This window comes from Hymenobacter arizonensis (genome assembly GCF_900115775.1).
Taxonomy (GTDB): domain Bacteria; phylum Bacteroidota; class Bacteroidia; order Cytophagales; family Hymenobacteraceae; genus Hymenobacter; species Hymenobacter arizonensis.
The window spans coordinates 1-18,683 of the sequence record NZ_FOXS01000014.1; the positions used below are offsets into that span (position 1 = coordinate 1).

General features: G+C 62.0%; 24 protein-coding genes. 10 read left to right on the forward strand and 14 right to left on the reverse strand.

Annotated features, from left to right (window positions below; all coding sequences use genetic code 11):
- The first annotated feature begins 331 nt into the window (after positions 1-331).
- Positions 332-691, forward strand: a complete 360-nt coding sequence (locus BMZ66_RS24730; RefSeq protein WP_143080457.1) for a hypothetical protein — start codon at positions 332-334, stop codon at positions 689-691.
- A 22-nt stretch (positions 692-713) separates the two neighbouring features.
- Here the strand turns inward: BMZ66_RS24730 and msrA are convergent, their stop codons facing one another.
- The 3 genes from msrA to BMZ66_RS24750 form a co-directional block, all read right to left on the reverse strand.
- Positions 714-1,397, reverse strand: a complete 684-nt coding sequence (gene msrA, locus BMZ66_RS24735) for a peptide-methionine (S)-S-oxide reductase MsrA (RefSeq protein ID WP_092679067.1) — start codon at positions 1,395-1,397, stop codon at positions 714-716.
- Positions 1,398-1,686: 289 nt separating this feature from the next.
- Positions 1,687-2,190 (reverse strand): CPBP family intramembrane glutamic endopeptidase, encoded by a 504-nt coding sequence (locus BMZ66_RS24740; protein WP_177204919.1) that lies wholly within the window; start codon positions 2,188-2,190, stop codon positions 1,687-1,689.
- Between the two features lie 327 nt (positions 2,191-2,517).
- A complete protein-coding gene (locus BMZ66_RS24750) occupies positions 2,518-3,417 on the reverse strand; it encodes an alpha/beta fold hydrolase (RefSeq protein WP_369407614.1) in 900 nt (299 codons plus the stop codon).
- A 238-nt stretch (positions 3,418-3,655) separates the two neighbouring features.
- On the opposite strand from BMZ66_RS24750, the gene BMZ66_RS24755 reads away from it, so the two are divergent.
- On the forward strand, positions 3,656-4,414 hold the full coding sequence (locus tag BMZ66_RS24755) for a class I SAM-dependent methyltransferase (protein WP_092679070.1): 759 nt from the start codon (positions 3,656-3,658) through the stop codon (positions 4,412-4,414).
- 81 nt (positions 4,415-4,495) lie between these two features.
- Here the strand turns inward: BMZ66_RS24755 and BMZ66_RS25760 are convergent, their stop codons facing one another.
- Positions 4,496-4,750: a hypothetical protein gene (locus BMZ66_RS25760; protein ID WP_177204920.1), complete on the reverse strand. Its 255-nt coding sequence runs from the start codon at positions 4,748-4,750 to the stop codon at positions 4,496-4,498.
- A gap of 419 nt (positions 4,751-5,169) precedes the next feature.
- Here BMZ66_RS25760 and BMZ66_RS24765 point away from each other — a divergent pair, with 419 nt between their 5' ends.
- Positions 5,170-5,505: a hypothetical protein gene (locus BMZ66_RS24765; RefSeq protein ID WP_143080458.1), complete on the forward strand. Its 336-nt coding sequence runs from the start codon at positions 5,170-5,172 to the stop codon at positions 5,503-5,505.
- A 143-nt stretch (positions 5,506-5,648) separates the two neighbouring features.
- A complete protein-coding gene (locus BMZ66_RS24770) occupies positions 5,649-5,987 on the forward strand; it encodes a hypothetical protein (RefSeq protein WP_092679073.1) in 339 nt (112 codons plus the stop codon).
- Between the two features lie 314 nt (positions 5,988-6,301).
- Here the strand turns inward: BMZ66_RS24770 and BMZ66_RS24775 are convergent, their stop codons facing one another.
- The 3 genes from BMZ66_RS24775 to BMZ66_RS24785 all read right to left on the reverse strand — a co-directional run bounded on the left by BMZ66_RS24775 (position 6,302) and on the right by BMZ66_RS24785 (position 7,988).
- Positions 6,302-6,763, reverse strand: coding sequence for a hypothetical protein (locus BMZ66_RS24775; RefSeq protein ID WP_092679074.1), 462 nt, complete (start codon positions 6,761-6,763; stop codon positions 6,302-6,304).
- Positions 6,764-6,918: 155 nt separating this feature from the next.
- A complete protein-coding gene (locus BMZ66_RS24780) occupies positions 6,919-7,284 on the reverse strand; it encodes a hypothetical protein (protein WP_092679075.1) in 366 nt (121 codons plus the stop codon).
- 122 nt (positions 7,285-7,406) lie between these two features.
- Positions 7,407-7,988, reverse strand: a complete 582-nt coding sequence (locus tag BMZ66_RS24785) for a hypothetical protein (RefSeq protein WP_092679076.1) — start codon at positions 7,986-7,988, stop codon at positions 7,407-7,409.
- A 170-nt stretch (positions 7,989-8,158) separates the two neighbouring features.
- Between BMZ66_RS24785 and BMZ66_RS24790 the strand changes: the two genes are divergently transcribed.
- Positions 8,159-8,425 (forward strand): hypothetical protein, encoded by a 267-nt coding sequence (locus BMZ66_RS24790; RefSeq protein ID WP_092679077.1) that lies wholly within the window; start codon positions 8,159-8,161, stop codon positions 8,423-8,425.
- 105 nt (positions 8,426-8,530) lie between these two features.
- Here BMZ66_RS24790 and BMZ66_RS24795 read toward each other — a convergent pair whose 3' ends face one another.
- From BMZ66_RS24795 to BMZ66_RS24815, 5 genes are all read right to left on the reverse strand, one after another.
- Positions 8,531-8,782 carry a hypothetical protein gene (locus tag BMZ66_RS24795; protein ID WP_143080459.1) on the reverse strand — a complete coding sequence of 84 codons (252 nt, stop codon included), beginning with the start codon at positions 8,780-8,782 and terminating at the stop codon, positions 8,531-8,533.
- A gap of 83 nt (positions 8,783-8,865) precedes the next feature.
- Entirely contained in the window at positions 8,866-9,279 is a 414-nt protein-coding gene (locus BMZ66_RS24800) for a hypothetical protein (protein ID WP_092679079.1), read from the reverse strand.
- Positions 9,280-9,541: 262 nt separating this feature from the next.
- Positions 9,542-10,906, reverse strand: coding sequence for a carboxylesterase family protein (locus tag BMZ66_RS24805; RefSeq protein WP_092679080.1), 1,365 nt, complete (start codon positions 10,904-10,906; stop codon positions 9,542-9,544).
- 151 nt (positions 10,907-11,057) lie between these two features.
- The gene (locus BMZ66_RS24810) at positions 11,058-11,807 is read right to left on the reverse strand and encodes a LytR/AlgR family response regulator transcription factor (RefSeq protein WP_092679081.1); all 750 of its coding nucleotides are present in this window, start codon (positions 11,805-11,807) and stop codon (positions 11,058-11,060) included.
- Positions 11,804-12,823 carry a sensor histidine kinase gene (locus tag BMZ66_RS24815; RefSeq protein ID WP_092679082.1) on the reverse strand — a complete coding sequence of 340 codons (1,020 nt, stop codon included), beginning with the start codon at positions 12,821-12,823 and terminating at the stop codon, positions 11,804-11,806. The genes BMZ66_RS24810 and BMZ66_RS24815 overlap by 4 nt, the downstream gene beginning before the upstream one ends.
- A 313-nt stretch (positions 12,824-13,136) precedes the next feature.
- Between BMZ66_RS24815 and BMZ66_RS24820 the strand changes: the two genes are divergently transcribed.
- The 3 genes from BMZ66_RS24820 (at position 13,137) to BMZ66_RS24830 (ending at position 15,457) form a co-directional block, all read left to right on the forward strand.
- Positions 13,137-14,105, forward strand: coding sequence for a radical SAM protein (locus BMZ66_RS24820; protein WP_092679083.1), 969 nt, complete (start codon positions 13,137-13,139; stop codon positions 14,103-14,105).
- Positions 14,105-14,836 (forward strand): dolichyl-phosphate beta-glucosyltransferase, encoded by a 732-nt coding sequence (locus BMZ66_RS24825; protein WP_177204921.1) that lies wholly within the window; start codon positions 14,105-14,107, stop codon positions 14,834-14,836. The genes BMZ66_RS24820 and BMZ66_RS24825 overlap by 1 nt, the downstream gene beginning before the upstream one ends.
- Positions 14,837-15,133: 297 nt before the next feature.
- Complete coding sequence (locus tag BMZ66_RS24830; RefSeq protein ID WP_092679085.1) at positions 15,134-15,457, forward strand: hypothetical protein; 324 nt, start codon at positions 15,134-15,136, stop codon at positions 15,455-15,457.
- 43 nt (positions 15,458-15,500) lie between these two features.
- Here BMZ66_RS24830 and BMZ66_RS24835 read toward each other — a convergent pair whose 3' ends face one another.
- The gene (locus BMZ66_RS24835; protein ID WP_143080460.1) at positions 15,501-15,938 is read right to left on the reverse strand and encodes a hypothetical protein; all 438 of its coding nucleotides are present in this window, start codon (positions 15,936-15,938) and stop codon (positions 15,501-15,503) included.
- Positions 15,939-16,343: 405 nt separating this feature from the next.
- Here BMZ66_RS24835 and BMZ66_RS24840 point away from each other — a divergent pair, with 405 nt between their 5' ends.
- Positions 16,344-16,706 (forward strand): hypothetical protein, encoded by a 363-nt coding sequence (locus BMZ66_RS24840; RefSeq protein ID WP_143080461.1) that lies wholly within the window; start codon positions 16,344-16,346, stop codon positions 16,704-16,706.
- Positions 16,707-17,125: 419 nt separating this feature from the next.
- Here the strand turns inward: BMZ66_RS24840 and BMZ66_RS24845 are convergent, their stop codons facing one another.
- Complete coding sequence (locus tag BMZ66_RS24845; protein ID WP_143080462.1) at positions 17,126-17,746, reverse strand: hypothetical protein; 621 nt, start codon at positions 17,744-17,746, stop codon at positions 17,126-17,128.
- A 290-nt stretch (positions 17,747-18,036) separates the two neighbouring features.
- On the opposite strand from BMZ66_RS24845, the gene BMZ66_RS24850 reads away from it, so the two are divergent.
- Entirely contained in the window at positions 18,037-18,531 is a 495-nt protein-coding gene (locus tag BMZ66_RS24850; RefSeq protein ID WP_092679089.1) for a hypothetical protein, read from the forward strand.
- Positions 18,532-18,683 lie beyond the last annotated feature (152 nt).

An 18,683-nucleotide genomic window follows, 5' to 3' on the forward strand; every position in this document is an offset into this window, starting at 1 on the left:
TCGCCCGAAACGCTGGGCCGCGCGCTGCGGGAGCTGCGGCAGGACGGCCTGGTGGAGGCCACCAGCGACTTTGTGCGGGTGCAGCAACCCGAACGGCTGCGGCTGCGCCGCGACAGCTGGTAGCGGCCGCCCGCCACCAGTGGAGCCTTCGCAGAGCATCCACCCGATGGGCTTGCCCGATGCCGGAAGGTTTGCCTACGCCTCGCTGCCTGGCGACACTCCGCCATTCCGACCCTTTTCGTGAACGTAAGTAGCTTTAATGATGACTAGTATCAATGTGTCGAGTGTTTACCCCGAAGCAGGAGTCAACTTCCCCATCTCTTACCTTTTCATGCGGTTACTCAGAGAGCAGTTGGCGCAACTAGAGCCGCAGCACCATGCGGTATTTCAGGCCAAGTATGGCCTGGACTTTACGTTGGGCATTATCCTCTCTGCGAAATCGGGCACTTCCCAGGTAGAAATCAAGGGCCCCTCCATTAGCAAAAAACATCAGGTCGTAGACTACGTGCTGTCCATCCCATTTGCCATCGCTGAGGACACCGAAACGTTTTACAACCAGTATGTTTCCTTCGTTTGTACAGGCGTTGCCACCGTGTTGAAAAAGTTTATGGATGCGGGAGTCGTCACAGAAGCAGTCGCAAAATTCAAAGGTTGTGCGTTAGAACAACAGGCTGAATTTCTGCAAGCATAGTAGCGCTATTATTAAACGCTCCTTACAGTGGACTTTTCAGCAGTTCCGGGAATTTGCGGCGAAAGGCCTCCACTTTGGGGGTCGACACGCGCTGCACGTACTCCGACTCCGGGTGGAGCCGATAGTAGCCTTGGTGGTAGCCCTCGGCGGGCCAGAACTGCTCGAAGGGCACCACCTGCGTGACGACGGGGCGGGCATACTGCCGGCTGGCATTCACGCGGACGATGGCCGCTTCGATGGTTTGTTTCTCCTGCGCCGTGCGGTAGAACGCCACGGAGCGGTATTGCGCCCCGGCGTCGGGTCCTTGGCGGTTGAGGGTCGTCGGGTCGTGGGCGGCCCGAAAAAACACGTCCACCAGCGTGGCGAAGCGCACTTCCATGGGGTCGTAGTACACCTCGATGGCCTCGGCGTGGCCGGTTTCGCCCCGGCCCACCTGTTCGTAGATGGGGTTCGCCTCGGGGCCCCCGCTGTAGCCCGAGACGACGGCGCGCACGCCTGTCACTTCCTCGAACACTTCCTCGATGCACCAAAAGCAGCCCCCGGCGAACGTGGCCGTGGCGAGCCCCGCCATGTCGGCGGGCGCGGCCCCGGCCGTGGACCGCATCCCGGGCGGGGTAGGCGTGTGCTGGGCCTCGGCGGGCGGCTCGGCACAAGACGCCAGCAGCAGGAAAAAGGCGACCAGGCTATTGTTCAGGGAACGGATCATGGAAGGCAGCAACAAGGAGGACAAGGCGGCGGCAGGGCCGCCGCCGCTTACCTACGCAAACGCGTCCCGGCCGGACGCCGTGCGCCGGGGACGCCCAGCGGGTGGTTTTTTTTTAAGCGCGCCGCTGTTCCTTTCGCTTTTCCGACCGTTTGGCTGAACCGTTAGTAAGTGGGGTGGACCGTTAGCTAGGAACCTTATTCCAAGCGCAGTCGGGGAATGAAGTTCCTGGCTACCGGTGGAAGTCTTCACGGTTCGCACACCCTAGATGCCGTGTCAGTTGTGCGGGCTGTTACAACACAAGCAAATTAAACAGGGCGTGGGCCAGGGTGACGTGGAGCAGCGGGCTCCAGACGCGCTGGCGCTGGCACACCACGTACAGCACGACGTAGGCAAAGCCGTGCAGGAAGCCATAGGTCATGTAGGCCAGGCTCTGCCAATGAAACAGGCCAAACACCAGCATCGACACCAGCACCGTGGCCCCCAGACGCAGGCGCGGCCCCAACAGCTTCACCACCAGGTGCTGCTGCACCAGCGTTTCAAGAAACGGTCCGACGAGCCCGTAGGTCAGCACCCGCGTGAGCAGGGGCAGCTGGTCGCGGTCGAAACTCCCAAAGCTGGGCGCAGCTGTAATGCCTTGCGCCTGGAACAGCGTGGTCAGCAAGTAAACGAAGACCACCGCCACCGCCAGGTTGAACACGACCGCCGCCGGAATCAGCGCCACCGCAGGCCAATTCGTCAGTCGTGTGACCAGCGCCTGCAGGCGGCTGGGGGGTGGTGAGGTTTTCGTGGGCATGGAAGGGTAAACAAGGTGAAGCCTAAACGAGGGTGTTGTTTCACGTTGGCCGTCCGCCATTCGCAACCGTGCAAACTTAGTGCCTCGGCTGCTCGCCTCTATTTCCAGAAAGGCCTCATGTTTCTATTCGGACCGTGGCTGTTGCAGAAGTCCGATTTGACGCGACAGGTAGGCCATCAAGGGATGGAGGCCGGCCTGCAATACGCTGAAATAGGCCTTTTGCACCCTCACTGGGACTGACGCAGGCCGATTTTGAGCCATTTTCTGAGTTCTGCAACTGCCACGACCGTTTTTGTAAACTAGCTAAGTGCGCCAAGGCGGGTGGCCCTAGCGAATAAAGTCGTGAATGTATTTATTCACCCGTGCCGGTTGTTCGTGCAGCACCCAATGCGTTCCGTTGGCAATGCGTTGGATGGTCAACTCCGGGACGTATTGTTCCAAGCCGGTCAGGTTCGAGGGCAGCACGTACGGGTCTTGTTCCCCCCAGATGACCAGCGTCGGTGCCTTCACCTGGTAGGTGGTCGTGGGCAGCCCATAGCCCAAGGAATGAAACGCGCGGTAATAATTCAGCGCACCCGTCAGCGCACCCGGCTGCGCCCACGCCGTCCGGTAGGGGTGCTGCTCGGCGTCGGTGTAAGGGATGGCCAGCCGGCCGGGTCCGAACACCACGTCGGCGAGCACCTGATACTTATCCGCGGCCAGGGCTTGTTCGGCTTGGGGGTTGACGAGCCGGTCCATGTAGGCGCTGGCCGCTTGTTGCTGCGGGTTGTGGGCCAACTCGCGCTGAAAAATCGCCGGGTGGGACGCGTTGAGGATGACGAGGTTGGTCAGGTACTCGGGGTGCACGATGGCAAACCACCACGCGATGCCCCCGCCCCAGTCGTGGGCCACCAACGTGAACTGCCAGCGCCCCAGATGTTCGGCGAGCTGGCGCAGGTCCTTCACCACGACCTTGGCTTGGCAGGTCGGCGGGTTTGGCGGACAGGTTGTAGCCCCGCAAATCGGGCGCCACGACGGTGTATTCGCCGCTTTGGTTGAATTCTTCGAGCTGCGCCCGGTACGTGTACCAGAACTCCGGGAACCCGTGCACGAACAGCAGGATTTTCTTGCCGCGGCCGGCCTGCGCGTAATGGAGCCGCACGCCGTTGACTTCCGCGTAGTGTTCGGTGATCGGGGCACGGGGGTTCCTGGGGGAAGAGAAGGGGGCGCTGAGCGCCCGCTTTTCACTCCAGCAGAGCAGCAGGAGCAGCGTCAGGGTCGTGGCCGCGTTGCGCATGGGCGCAAGGGGTGTGGGGTTGAGGGAATGCTTAGTGAGGAAGCCAAGGGAAAGCTTCTTCCGAGCGGAAGGCGTGTCAAACAACGAAGGAAAAACCGCCAACGCAGTAACCAATCGGCTTGGCCTAAACTGATTAAGAATTAGGCTCGTTACTTTTAACGGGCGTTCATTCCGTAATTTTTGCTTGCCATGGATCTGAATTACGAAGCCAAGTACCATCAACTCGAAGAACAACACTGGTGGTTTGCTAGCCGCCGCGATGCCGTGTACGACCTTATCGCCGGCCTGCAGCTGCCCAAGACGACGGCCATCTTGGAAATAGGGTGCTCGGGCGGCCCGCTGATGCAGCGGCTGCGGGGGGCCGGCTACACCGACCTTACCGGCATCGACGTCAGCGAATCCGCCATTGAGCTGGCCCAGGCACGCGGTGTTCCCAATGTATCGGTGATGGACGGGGCCAGCCTGACTTTCCCGGATGCGCGCTTCGACCTGGTTATAGCCTCTGATGTACTGGAGCACATTGAAAACGAAGGCCGCGCCCTGAGCGAGTGGACCAGGGTGCTGAAGTCCGGGGGCAAGCTGCTGATATTCGTGCCCGCCCATGCCTACCTCTGGAGCGAGCATGATGTGGTGAACCACCACTTCCGGCGGTATTCGCGCCAGAGGCTGGTGAGTGCAATGGAGAGCGCTGGGGTGAAGGTGCAGCGCAGCTCGTTTTGGAATGCACTCATGTTTTTCCCTACGTCGGCTTTGCGGCTGGGGCGCCGGCTTATTTCGGGCCCGGTATCGTCGGAAAAGAAGCCCGGGGCTACCGGTGACCTGCGCCATTTTGCCGGCCCCGCCAACAAGCTGCTGCTGCAGTGGGTAAAGGCTAAAAACCGCCTGCTTCGCCATTTCAACCTGCCGCTGGGCATGAGCGTCTTCGCCTTGGCCCAGAAGCCGGCCTGATCTGGTGCATGATCAAAAGCGGATAACCAATACCTCCATAGCTTGTACCACCGTTTTCCTGAACTTCATTTCGTAGGGGTGCTAGTGTACTTGCTCGCAAAGGCAAACGTACCCATTGGTAACACTGACGCGGCTGGCATCTGGTCCGGCCCCAGCCTGCGTAGTAGAAAAGCCCACAACCCGGTAGCCATTTTGCACAACAAAGTTGATAATCGAAGCTGGAGAAGTACGCATGGGCAGCTTCGCGTACTTCTTATTCACCTCCGCTTCGCTCAAGTTGACCAAGCCCCGACCGCCGGTATCGAAGGTGGTTTGCAGAAAGGTTGTACCCAGCAAATTCGCCCCCAGCTCACTGTCACCCGTACCATTTGAGGCGACGGAACACCAGTCGGGTTAACGGCGGTAGTTGTGGTTTGAGCCTGGGACTGCTCCACTAGCAGGATAGTTAAAAGGAAGGCGACTACCAAAATCCGGCGAAAGTGAACGAAGCGCATAATCTGGCAGTGGAGGGGGTAGAAAGACGGACAACGGGTCGCTGTCGTGGCAGGCGGCAAAGGCAAGCGCGATTACGCAGGCCAATACAAGAGCCTTCTGAAAGGGGGAGCGGGGTGCTACAATAATCTATTTAGCAATATCTTGCCCGTATGAATAAACACTCTCTACTCTCACGCCTTGTGCTATTGTTTGTGCTGTCTGCTCTATTCAGCAATTGTAGCCGGGCCAAGCAAGAGGATCCCAAACCCACAGACTACGTCGTGCACGTACAGATTACGGGGAGTAAAATGGCCGGGGTAGGCGGTTCCGCCGTCGTTCTCTCCACCCGGGACTACGCGGGCACGAAAGGGGCACCGGTTGAGGACAGGCCCATTTTGCGCATCATCTCCGCTACTGAAACCACCATCAATGAGCGTTTCGCCCTGGGGAAGTTCGCAGCAGGCGACCGAATACGGGCGCGGGTGGAGATGAGCGGCTACGGCCCCGAACCCGTTCTTCGGGCCGATATTTTGGTCAACGGGGTGGTGAAGAAGAGCTGCTTCGTGAAAGGAGGGGGCGTGTTCAGCGAGTGTGAAGTGCTAACTGACACTCTGTAGTAGTCCCTACTGTGGGCTACAGGAAGGCGGTTGAAAGCTCTATTAATTGCTCGTTTTTTTGAACGGTCGCGTTTACCTTCCGACCGTTTGGGTATACTCGGGTCTACCTTCGGTCTATCCACTACTTACCTGCTCTGTTCCCAATGGATGCCCCGGATTTAGCACAGTTAACCGCGCTTTTTGATAGCGACGACGTGTTCGTCAAGTACATTCACTACACGTCCCCTTCCAGCGTGCAGGGGGATCGGCTTCTGTGGCCCAACGCCCTCGGCGCCGTGGCCATTGTGTTTGAAGGGTTCGAAAGCATTACCCGCTTGGAACTCGCCTTGACGGGGGTCAAGCACTTGGCGTTCGACTTTACCTACGAAATAGAGTTCAACGCCCGCTATGATGCTTTCTCGCGGGAGTATACGGTGACCCTCAACGGCCTGGGGCGCGAAATACGCTGCAAGGGTCTTTCCTATCGCGTGCAGCCCAATTAGACCCTCCTTTGGGTGAACCGCTGCCTCTAGGAGCTTGCACGCCCTAGCAATTAGAGTTACGGTTCAGATTGAGTTCATTAAACTGGTTCAGTTAGCTAAGTACAGAAAACTCCATGTTGAGATGAGTTTCGTAAACTCCTTTATTGACGTGTTTACCCTGCCTAGCCCATGCTCTAACCAACTGATGCCGGGGCGTGCTCATTCCCGCGGTTAAACAGAACGAGCGGATTGAAGAGGAAGCTCCCTCCCGCTCTGTTTGCGGTCCGCACAGACGAAAGCGACGTGCGGCTGCGGTTCGCCTGGACCAGGCCCGATCAGCGTGTGAAGTCCTGTTCAACAGGAGGAATGTCAGTCATATACCAATAAAATTTTATGAAACTGTCCCTTTTGCTGTGTGAAAGCATCGCGTTGTGAGTCGCGCTTATTGCGGAGCTTTTTTGTTTGTGGCGAATATCCTTACTGATTATGAAAGGCATATTTATCTTGCCTATTCCAATAACTCTGCTTTGAATTTCGAATTTATATTGTTCCTGGATTACAAAATAATGCAGCGCGCTTAGCGCAAAGCAGCACATGATTGCTTCCCTTATGGGAACTTCATGCTTTTTAGTTCTGACAAACTTTTGAACCTTCATAAAGGCGTTCTCGCACTCCTCAATGGTCGTAATAGGGAACTCGATTCCTAATACCTCCTGTAAGGGGTTGGCGAAAAACTGCGGTTCCCGTAAGAAGGTCTTGATGGAAGTTCGATGCTGTACCAGCCAGTCGATGTTCATGGAGGAAGGGGTGAGTTGCCTAATCCGGCAAGTAACGAGGGGATGAAGAACGGAATGCAAACGGCTACTCCGAAGCGCTCCGGCAATAACCAAGGCGTTACAGGTTAACCGGAAAGCTGTTTAGCCAAAGGGTCCGAATCATAGAAGGCAGGGCATTATGGCATCCGACCTAATCGGAGGATTGTGCTGTCTTCCGTTCGGAAAACCAAGCTGTCGGCCGTGAGCTGAAGCAAGGGGTTGGCCGTGGTGAGCCCGCCCGTATAGTGCAGGTACAGCACGCCCTCGGCCAAGTCGTACTGAATGGGGTCGTCTTCGTGCTCCAAGTAGACCAAGTGGTCGCCAGCAACCGTAAAGAGGGCATTGGCGTCGTGGCCCAGCGTCCATATGCCTTGCAGCAACGCCTTCTGAGGTGCCTGGTCCTTCTCCCCGTGCCGCGGAGCAGATGCTTGGGGACTGGTTCCGCTGGGGTGGTCGGACACGCGAACCGGGGAGGACGGGTCCGGCGCGGTGCACGCGGCCACGGAGCAAAGAAGCGGGAGAAAACACCAACGGTTCATCGGGGCAATGGAGGGCAACAAGGGTTCGAAGGGAAAACGCGCGCCGTTCAGTTGAAGGAGCCTTTAGAATGGTTGGACAAAACCCGCTAGCCGATCCGGAACAGGCGCTTGAGGGCCGCTAGGCTCCAGGCCGGGGGCGGCGGATCGGCGCGGGGGGGGGCGGCGGAAAAGTGCCAGCCGTCGCGGAAATGAACGGGCACGTGGCCGGGCTCAATGGCGCAGTAAAAGGTCAGCTTGCTGAACAGGACCTGCTGTTCATCGGCCCGCTGCTGGGCTGGGGGCACCCAGCTTTCCACGGCCACAAATGGTAAGCCGAGCAGGGCGGGATAGCAAAAGAACTGCTCGTCGTAGATGGCATCGTAGGTGTTGAACGTGCGCCAGCAGCCCTGGGTCCAAGCCCGCACCACGGGCATGGGCACGGCGAACGGCGGGCCGTGGAGCCCAATGACGCGCACGCGCCCTTCGCGTGCGTACACCGTCACCCGGTGCAGGCGCGGGTTGTGGGGCACGAGCACGTGCAGGTTCGGGTCCGGGCTGTCTCCCGCCACAGGCGTGCCCAGGCTCGAAAGCAGTTCGGCCAAGCTGAGGGTGGCCCAGCCCCGCACTTGCGCACGGAGCCAGTCGCTGTCGTTCTGCATGTGGTGCACGTTTGCGTGGTAAGTGTCCACACAAGGTATTGGGAAATCCTTCAGAGCAGAAAACGTACCGCTGAGCGCCTTGAAAGACTGTTCAGCGAAACGGTCCGAGTCGCATCACTCAGCGCCCCCGGCGGGGCAATAGGCTGCCGGAACCTGGGGCGTGCGGCCGGTGTCTTTTGCTTGTTTAGTACGTTTACGCGATGGAAGTTACCAACCACACCCTGGCCGAAGCCACGCGCACGGCCCCCTTTCTCGACTACGCCGTGTGCGTGGACGACGGCAACCGCCCCGCCAAGCACGTGGGCAACTGGCCGGTGCGCGGGCAGGTGTACCCGGTGCGCGTCACCGAGGGCAAAGCCGAGGGCACCGACTTGGTGCACGTGCTCGGCTTTCGGGGCGACGCGCCCTACTTCAACGCCTTTGCCCCCCACCGCTTTGAGATTATCGTGCGGCTTTGGCTCAACTAGCGGTCACCCAAACGGTCGTGGCGGTTGCCGAACACCTCCCGTCCACGCCCTGACCCGGTCGTTCCTCCTCCCTTCCGCAGCCCCCTGCATCCCCTGGGCGCGCGCTTACGGCTTCCGCGCGGCCCGGCGCTGGCGAGCCTCCAGCTTCCGGGTGCGCGTGGCGCTGCTTTTGCCGGGAACCATGGGGCTCTTCACGGCCCCCCGTTTGCGGGCGGCCCGGGCGCTGTCCGTCACGGGCAGAATCCCGGCCGTGGCTTTATCGACCACGGCTTCGGCTTCCGCGCTTTTCGCCGGGGCGGGGGTTTGCGCAAACACGGGCACCGACGCCCACAACAAACAACACAGGAGGGTTTTCATCCGGCGAAGCTACGCCCGGTCCGCGAAGGCAACCGGGGCGCAGTACACAGTTCAACGAAAGGGTGATTCTGCCAAAACGAGGGTTATGGACCGTTGGTGATGAGCAGCTCGTATTCGCCGTTCCACCCCAACAGGTCACGGCGCTGGTCGTCGGTGTTGTCGTAAAATAACTGCACCGTGACTTTCCGGGCTTCGGGTTGTAGCAGAATGCTCCCGCGGTAGGCATAGGAGCCCGGCGCGAGGGGAATGGAAGAGCCAGCAATGAGGCCTGAGGCTGTGGCCGGGAGCTGGAAGGTGATGCTGTCGCGGTAGGTCTTCCTCTGCAGGGCCGAGAGGGGGTCGTGGGCCATCAGCACCCGCAGGCCGCTCAGCCGCAGTTGCTGCCCGCCGGGGGAACGGCGGAGCACGGCCATGCGGTCATTGCGGGCACCTGGCCCACAGCCGGGGCCCGCCAGGAGACTGAGCAGCAGAGTGGAAGAGAGGATTAGCGCACGCATTACGGGAGGTAAAACTTTTCCTGTTCACTTTAACGGTGGTTCAAGCAAAGGAAGAAGGTCTTGAACTCAGCTATACGGCCCGAGGCAATCTGCTGAAATATCGACAAATTAAATAGGAAGTTGCAGGCGGTTGATGCTGGCTAATGCTCAGTTCAGCGAAACGATCGGAAAGACAATCACCTTCTGTTTGGTGTCAGGGGTAGTAGTTTGTCCACTACCGCGCTGAACGAGTGGCCATCCGTTGAACCACGGCGTGGCTGCTCTAGCCCTTCCCGGAAAATTTAGATGTTGTGGGCGACACCCGTTGCACGTGCAGGACGCCGGGAATGGTAACCGGTGCGGGCACCTGACCCGTGCGCGCAAAATCGGCCCAGAGCTGACGGACCTGCCGCCCGGCTTGGTGGACTTCTTCCCACTTCGCGTTGCCCAGCAGCGGGGTCGCGGACCAGCTGGCTTCGGTGCCCAGCAGCAGCGGCAAATCGACGGCGTGGGCCGCACCAAACGCCGCGCCGGCCGGTTGGAACAGCACCAGAAAGCGGTACACCCGCCCCCCAGCCCGGGCGTGCCGGCGGGCAAAGGCCTTGGCGGCGCGCCGGTACACCAGCGCGGAGCTGACGGCCACCAGCACGCGTTCGAGTGCCGCGCCCAGGAACGGCACCCGGCGGACCCGGCTAAACCTGGGGTCGAGGACGGCAAAGAAGCGGGTTTCCTCGGCCGTGGCCCCGATGAGCACGTCCACGTGGGGCGCCGCCGCCGCCCAGGCCCGGTCCATGTCGGCCTCCGCCGGCAGCGGGTGCGCCCCGTACTGCGTTCCGAAGGGCATGCCGCCCTTCAAGCCAAAGCGGCGCCCGGCGCGGTGCACGACGCCCTCGCGCGCCAGCACGTCCGCCACGTTTCCCGCCTGGGGCAGCGGCCCCGCGGCCGCGGCCAGGGCCCGGTTCATGGCGCCGCGCTGGCGCGCCAGGCCCAGGGGCGCACTGTGCAGCATGACGCGCCGAAACAAGCCGCGGGCCCCGTCGGCCACCATTAGGTGGGCAATGGCGTCCGCGCCGGAAGAGTGCCCCAGCAGGGTGACGAGCGCCGGGTCGCCGCCGAACGCGGCAATGTTGCGCTGCACCCAGCGCAGGGCCTCGCGCAGGTCAAGCAGCCCCAGGTTGGGCGGCGGGCCCGCGTCGCTGCCCAGAAACCCCAACAAGCCGAGCCGGTAGGTCACGGCGACGAACAACACCCGCTGCTCGGCGACCAGCGCCGCCGGGTCGTAAATGGCCAGGTCGCCCGCGCCGGTCACGTACGAGCCGCCGTGCACCCAAACGAGCACCGGCAGCGGTTCGTCGGCCCGCCGGTCGGCCGGCCGCGTGACGGAAAGCCGCAGGCAGTCTTCGTCGTAGCGCAGGCCCGCGAACAAATCCCCCAGCAGCTGGCCCAGCAAGGCGTCCGGCGCTTGCGGGCAGGCCGGGGCGGGGGACGTGGCCGGGATGGGTTCGACGGCGGCCGGCTCGGCTACCGGGGGTTGAAACCGCGCCGCGCGGGCGTACCGGATGCCAGTGGCACGTATCACCTCCCCGTCGTGCCGTCCCACAACGGTGCCGGCCGGGGCATGAAAGTGGGGAGCAGGGAGCTGGGACATAAGCCGGTAATAAATAGAAGCGCGCGGCACCTGCTGCACGGGGCACTTGCGTTGCGCAAATGAAAGCACCCGCCCCCAACTTCTCTCCAGCCGATGAGGTAGTTTAGTGCATTCAGAAAATCGGTCCGAATCGCAGAAAGCCACCGTTGGCTTAGTGGTCGAGCCAGTGCTTGAAGGCCGGCGCGCGGCCGGCGCTGACAACCAGGGCCTCCCCCGCTACCGGGGGCGCGACCTGCAGCACCAGGCGGCCCTTGAAATACGGACGGATTTCTTGCACCGCGCCGATGCTCAGGATGAACTGACGGTTGATCCGAAAGAAGCGCTGGGCGTCTAACTGGCCTTCGAGTTGGTCGAGCGTGTCGGCGATGAGGAACCGCTTGCCGGGGTGGGTGACGAGGAACACCACGCCCTCTTCGGCCAGGAAGTACGCCACGTCGTCCACCGGCACGGCTTTCCAGGCCTGACGGGATTTTACCAGAAAGCGCGCGCGCGGCGTGGTATGAACCAGGCGCTGCACGTTCGCGACGGCGGCCGGGAGCGTGGCCGGGCGTAGGGTTTCGTACTTCTGCAGGGCCCGGTCCACCTCGGCGGCTTGCAAGGGCTTGAGCAGGTAGTCCACGCTGTTCACTTGAAAGGCCTGGATGGCGTACGCGTCGTAGGCGGTGGTGAAAATGACGGGCGCGCCCACCGCCACCTGCCGGAAGATGTCGAAGCTGTTGCCGTCCGACAAGTGAATGTCGCAAAAGAGCACATCGGGCGCGGGGTGCTCCTCAAGCCATTCCACGGCTTCTTCCACTGAGCCCAGGCACGCGAGAATGCGCGTGGCGGGCCGCAGGCGGGTGAGCAGGGCGGCCAGCGCCTGGGCGGCCAGGGGCTCGTCTTCAATGACTAGGACGTTCATGCGACAGGAGCGGTCAGGAGCGGGAGGCGGACGACGAAGGAATCCGGCGTGGGCACGATTTCCACGGGGCGGTCCGTCAGGTGGTGGTAACGGCGCTGGATATTTTGCAGGCCCAGGCGGGTGGACGCTACCGCGTCGGTGCGGGGCTGCCGGTTGTTCTCGACCACCAACATATCATTGACGGCAAACACTTTGATGCGGAGGGGCTTGCGGACGGTGGAGCCGTTGTGCTTGATGGCGTTTTCCAGCAGCATTTGCACGGCGGTGGGGGGCACCAGGGCCTCGTCCCACGCCGGGGCCACGTCCCATTCCACGCGCAGGGCCGCGCCAAAGCGGGTTTCCATCAGGTGGGCGTAGGCGCGCACCAGCGCCATTTCGCTGCGCAGCGGCACCAGCGGTTGCGTGCCAGCGTCGAGCAAGGCCCGGTAGACGTCCGACAGCTGGCCGAGAAACTGCACGGCCCGGTCGGGGTCAAGGTGAATCAGCGAGCCGAGCACGTTGAGGCTGTTGAAGAGGAAGTGGGGGTCCACTTGGTTGCGCAGGGCTTCGAGCTGAGCCTGGAAGGTTTCTTTTTGCAGCTGCGCCACCCGCACCACTTCCTGTTGCAAGTTTTGGCGGACGTGCTCGCGCTCGACGAAGTAGTAGAAGAACAAGGACAGCACCGCACTCACGGCCAGCGACAAGCGCAGGACTTTGGGCGTGATTTCCGCGGTGGGCACCAGGTAGTGCTGCGGCAAAGTGAAGAACACCAACCAAAACACCACGCTGACGCCCACCACACACTGCCCCTCCAACAGGGCTTTGACCCAAGCGGGCAGAGAGGTCAGCCGGTCGGCACCAAAGAGGCGGGCAATGGGCGCATGGGCTAAGAAAGTGGGCAGCAGAAAGGCAAACAGCAGCCCCAGCTCCTTGTAGCTGGCCAGCGCGCCCACCCACAAGGTGCCGTACTGGATGAACACCGCCACGTGGAAGGCCGCGGTGGCAGCCAGGGCCGCCAAGGCAATTTTTCGAATCATGGGGCCGGGTTGAGGCGACGCGTTGTACCAAGGCAAGGGTCGCAAGAAGAAAAGAAGTAAGCGGAGGAAGCGGCCCTATTCGCCGGGCTGTGGGCCCAAGAACCACACCCGAACAGCTAGGCAATATTACCAGCTTGCCCGGCGAAAAGCTGCATTCTGCCGGCCAATTCAGGCGGCTCTTATCCCGATTCACTGCCCCGAAATCCACCTTCGGCAGAAACTGCTTTCGGACGGCCGAAAAGTGTGGGAGGTTTGACGCAGCCGGTTAGCAGCCAGGTGCTGCATTTCTTCCTTTTCATAATCCCCGTACCGTATGCGTTTGCCTGCTTTTGAATATCCGATTCGTATTTCCCGCCCCCGGGTCTTGTGGAAACTGGCCAAGGCCGCCCTGGACCGGGACCGGCCGGTGCTGGTGCAAATCGTGGTGACCCGCCGCTGCAACCTGGCCTGCGGCTATTGCTACGAATACGACAAGGTATCCAAGCCCGTCCCGCTGCAAGAGCTCAAAGCGCGGGTGGACGCCCTGCGCAAGCTAAAGGCCGTGTTTATGACGCTCAACGGGGGCGAGCCCCTGCTGCACCCGCACATCGCCGAGCTGGTTCGCTACATCGCGGAAGCGGGCATGGTGCCGATGATTAACACCAACGGCCACGTGCTCAAGGCCCCGCTCATCAAGAGTCTGAACGAGGCCGGCCTGTTCGGCATGCAGCTCAGCTGCGACAGTCTGGAAGACAACGAGGTAACCGAGAAAAGCATGCGCCGGCTGCGGCCCAAGCTGGAGCTGCTGCGCCAGCACGCTAAGTTCATGGTGCGCGTCAACGGGGTGCTGGGGTCGGGCAACCCGGCCGAGATGGAGGACGTGGCCAAGGTGGTGGTCGGCTTCGGCTTCGGGTTCCAGTGCTCGCTGATGCGCGACAGCCGCGGGCAGGCCTTGCCCCTGAGCGAGGAGGCCTTGCAGGCCTACCTGCGCATCCGGGCCATGAAAGGCCGCTTGCCGCAACTGCTCAACGACAACTTTCAGCTGCCCCTGGCCCGCGGGGAAAGCAAGCCCTGGAAATGCCGGGCCGGGGCCCGGCACTTCGAGGTCGACGGGGCGGGCCTGGTGCACCTGTGCCAGCCACAAACCGGCTCGCCGGCCAAGCCCCTGGCCGAGTACTCCGTGGCCGACATCCGGCGCCAGTTCGACTGCGGCAAATCCTGTGCGGCCCGCTGCCCCATTGCGTACGCCCACCTGGGCAGCCGGCTCGACGGCTTCCGGCGCCAGCACAGCGCCCACGCCTGATGGAGCTGAGCCTGATTATCCCGGCCTTTAACGAAGCGCAACGCATCGGGCCCACGTTGCAACGCGTCCACCGGTTTCTGGCCGCGCGCCCCGCCAGCTTCGAAATCATCGTGGTCGACGACGGCTCCACCGACGACACGGTGGCGCTGGTCACGGCCCTAGCCGGCGAGCTGCCTGGCCTGCACGTGCTGTGCTCCCCGGCCAACCGGGGCAAAGGCCACGCGGTGCGCCGGGGCATGCTGGTGGCCACGGGCCGCGTCCGCTTGTTTTCCGACGCCGACGGCTCCACCCCCATCGACGAGCTGGACCCGCTGCTGCAGGCGCTGACGGCGGGGGCCGACATTGCCATCGGCTCCCGCTACCTGGCCGCCTCCCGGGTCACGCGGCCCCAGCCCTGGTTCCGCCGGGTCTGGAGCCGGCTTGTCAACCGGGTGGTGCAGCGCGTGCTGCTGCCCGGCGTGGCCGATACGCACTGCGGCTTCAAGGCGTTCACGGCCGCCGCCGCCGAGCAAACCTTTACCGCCTGCACCGTGGACGGCTGGTCGTTTGACCTGGAAGTGCTAGCCCGGGCCCGCGCCGACGGGCTGCGCATCCAGGAAGTGCCCGTGCGCTGGGAAAACGACGAGCGCAGCAAGGCCCGCCTCCGGCAGCTCCCCCGGGAGTTTCGGCACGTGTACCGCCTCCGCAAGCAGCTTCGGCAAGTAGAAAAGAAGGCCAGCGGCCGTTCGTAGCGCTGGGTACGGGGGCTGAACCCGTGCTTCTCTTCTGCTAGTGGTGGAAGACGCCCTTCTCCAAAAGGATCGTGGCCGCTGCAGCATTCCTTGGCCGGGCCTTCGTGCCTCGGTTTAGCGCCAGCACTTGCTCAGATACCCCTCTTTGAAGCCAGTTTCCGCAGGGGGCTTCTTCGTGCTCGGCGAGGGCTGACCAATGGCTAGTTCTGCAACAGCCCCGATCCGAAGGTAAACGAGGCCCCTTTGGTAAAAGAAGAGCGCTGCTGCATAGGCGCCCTTAGTTCTTTATTTTTCCCTTTGTTAGACAACAACATGAACACCCAGGCGCTCCGGAAATACATGACCCCGTTCTTGATTAATGCCGCGTTGTTCTTAGTCGGCTATCTCTGGCTAAAAGCGAATGACCAGACTGGCTTAGGTGGTGCTTGGGCTGCCATCGGTACGATAGCGCTTACCCTATTGGGCGCCACGCTACTCAATCTGGCGCTATGCATTGTCAACTTTGTTCGAGGCAACCAAGCGTTAGGTTATCTCTATCTCTCCCTCTTTTTAGGCGGTATGCTGCTTGTGAAGGGATTTTTCTCTGCAATAGAACATGTCCCCGGAAAAATTGGCGGATGAGTTTACGTTCAAGAAAAGGGTTATTCTAGCAAACTACCAGTGCTCAAAACCGAAACGCCGGGGTGTATAGGACTTTAATGGTGGACCCGGGGTTTGCGGCGCCTTCCTCGACGTATTGGACTTTCACCCGGAAAACAGCGGTGGCGTCTCGGGGGCCCAGGGCTCGAGGGTAGGCCAGGCCCAGCACTTTTTGGCGCGCTTTCACCGTCACAATCGGCGTGGTGAACCCGTAGGGCGCTTGCACGCGCGCCTCCACGTTCTCCAAGACCTGCGCCCACTCGCCGTCGGGAGTCCGTAGTTCCAAGCTGCATTTGTAGCCGACTGGACACGCGGCGCGCACCACCAAGTTGACCCGGTGCGGGTCCGCCGCCGGGCGTTGCAGGGCCAAGGAAAGGCACGGGCCCGGCCCCGCGGAACGGACGCCCCCCGCAGGCCGCCAGGGCGCGAGGGCCAACAGGCCAAGGAATAGCAGAGAGTTCACGGGTTAGAGCTAAGCGGGGAAGATAACAGCCCTGATGCAAGAAGTTAGCCCCATCTCACCCCTTCAGCGAAAGGGTCGAAATAGCAAAACGAGCATTCACCATGCGTGCCGTGCGCTGATTAGCTGTAATGCGCCACCTGCTCCAGCGATATAGCCTCTATCACACTTTGATACTTTCGCCCGCCATGATCCCCTTTGCTTTCCCCATCTTCTTGGATGAACGTCCCCGCTCACGGCAGTACCGCCAGCGGGCAAATCGCTTGGCCCTGGGCCTCTTTACGCTCACAGCCCTAGTGGGCTTAGCCATCAAGTACCTGGTTTAGGAAAAGGGTGGGGCCTTAAACCAACTCCGTTCAGTCAAAGGAGCGTTTATTTGCTTTCTGTCATTCCATGCCTTTCGGGCCTATGCGTCTTTTCCCAATGACTACCTGGGGGCTGTGGCTTTTTGCTTTCGGGTGCCTCGGCGCCTCCTGTGCCCGGCCACGCGCACGGCCCGGTGCCCGTAGCGTGGGGGTGGTCCGGACGGACGCGCTGGAAGACTCGCTGGCCGCCACGCTGGCCCGGCTCCGCCGCCTGACGCCCCACGTGGTGCTGGTTCGACGAGCCAACCTGCTCGGGTACTCGATTTCGGCGACGTTGCTATGGCAATTGCCGGACGGGAAAAGCTTCGCCCAGACCTTTCGGGACGACGTGCCGGCCACCCGCCACGCGTCGGCGGCCCTGGACACGCTCTTTTCCTTTTACCGGCAACAGCCCCTCGGGCCGTAGCCCGAGCAAACCCCGCCACCTGCGAATTGTCCGAGCGACGGCGGCGTCTATGCCATCGGCTTCTACGGGCCCGGCCGGACGCGTTGGTATTCCCTGCGCGACTGCGAGCGTTACCAACTAGCCTACGATGAGCGCCCCCTGTTACCGGGAGAGCAGCGGGCTCAACCGCGAGCAGACCCGCGCAGCGTTTGGCTCGCTTTGTTTGAAAAAGCAATGCGGTAACCCGTATACCGGTTCAGCCAAAGGGTGGTGGCTGTTGCAGAACTCAGCTCGGTACCTGTAAGCGCTATTCTAACGAGCTACGGCAAGTTGGAAAAGCAGTTAAATGTGCTTTTACACGCGGTGAACAGCCAGCTGATGCCATTTTGGAGTTGCCCACAGTGTTCTGCAACAGCCACGGTGGTTCAGACAATGGAGCCTTACATGGAGATGCACTCGTACCACGTAGGGCGCAGCACCTGCACGCGCAGGCCATCGGCGTGTGTGTCGTCAAATTCCCACACCGGACTGATGCGGCTATCGTACCTGGCCAGGCGGACGACGCGGAAGTAAAAGAGACCGGGGTTGTTCAGGCGCGGGCGCAGGTAGGCCCGTAGCTTCGGGTCGAGCAGCGTTGCGTAGTTGGCCCGGGTCACGCGTTGCCCCGGGGCGGCGCATACCGCATGCAAGAAGGTGGTCAAGAACGCCCGCCGGTTGCGCAAAGCCAAGCCGCGGAGCGCGGCGTTCAAGGGACGGGTGACCACCAAATCGGTGGTGGCAAACGTGGTATCCGCCGGGTTCCCGCCGGGCAACCCCATCTCGTCGCAGAAGGGCACAAACCAGGCCTGGGCTCCTTGCCGCATCACCGCAAATTCGTTGGTGTCGCAATCCTCCCCCTGCCATCCGTGCAGGTCCACCCGCACGTCGTTGACCGACTCGCGGACCTGACGCCGCACCTGGCAGATGTCGCGCACGTTGCGGGCGCTGTCGCGCCAATAGAAGCGGGTCCGAAAGCAATACCGCCCCGAGTACACCTCCCGCAGCAGGAACGCTTGGTCCAATTTCTCAGGCCGGACCGGTTCTGCGGACGGTTTTTTTTCGGGCTTGGAACAGGCACTTGCCCCCACCAGCAGGCCCGTCAAGCACAGCAGCAAGCGTGAGTAGATAAGGCCCCTGGGACGCAGAGTTGGGCGCATGCACGAAACAGAGCCGGCGGAGAATAAACTGAAACCGGCGGTAAGGTAACAGGAGCGCGGTATAAGCCGAAGAGCAATCAGTTCAAGAATACGCTCCAAATAGAAAAAAAGGGTGCGGCTTATTGCTGCCTAGTAGGCCCCCGTACCTTTCGGCCATGAACCCTCCCCTGTCCCGCGTGGCGGTGCTGCTGGCCCTGACGGCGTGCACGGGCGCCGACCCCGCGCCCCTACCGCCGGCCCCCACGGCCACCTACACGGACGAGCACGGCGTGCGCTCCGCCCTGTCGACCATCTCGGCCACCCTGGTGGTCGAGTCGCCCCCCTCCCAAGCTCCCGGCCCGCCCCCGGTGACGGTGTATGCCGTGCGCTTTACCACCCAACTCCCCACTGGCCGGGCGTTGTCGGTCAGCTTTCCCTTTGCGGACCACGCACTGCCCAGCCCCGGGCCCGTGGCGCTGTTCCCCTTCTTGATCGTGCGCGCCGGAGGGGCCTCCCCCGGAACGTTCTTCGAGTACCGGGCGCCGGTGGCCGCGGGCACGCTGCGGGTCGAGGCCGGGTCCCCGCGGGTGGTCAGCGCCGCCTACGCCGGGCCGCTGGAGGCCGGCGGCCCTTCCGTGCGCCTGGAGCTGGACCACGTGCCGGTGCCTTAACACGTGCAGTGCCGGCGATGCGTTCACAAAAACGGTGGTTCACTGAAAGGAGGGTCCCGCTCTGCTTGGCTAGGGAGGGGACGGGCGCACCCCATGCGAAGTGGTGCCGTCGGCATCGCGCCGGCCGGTGGCCGACAAGCGCCCGCAGTTGC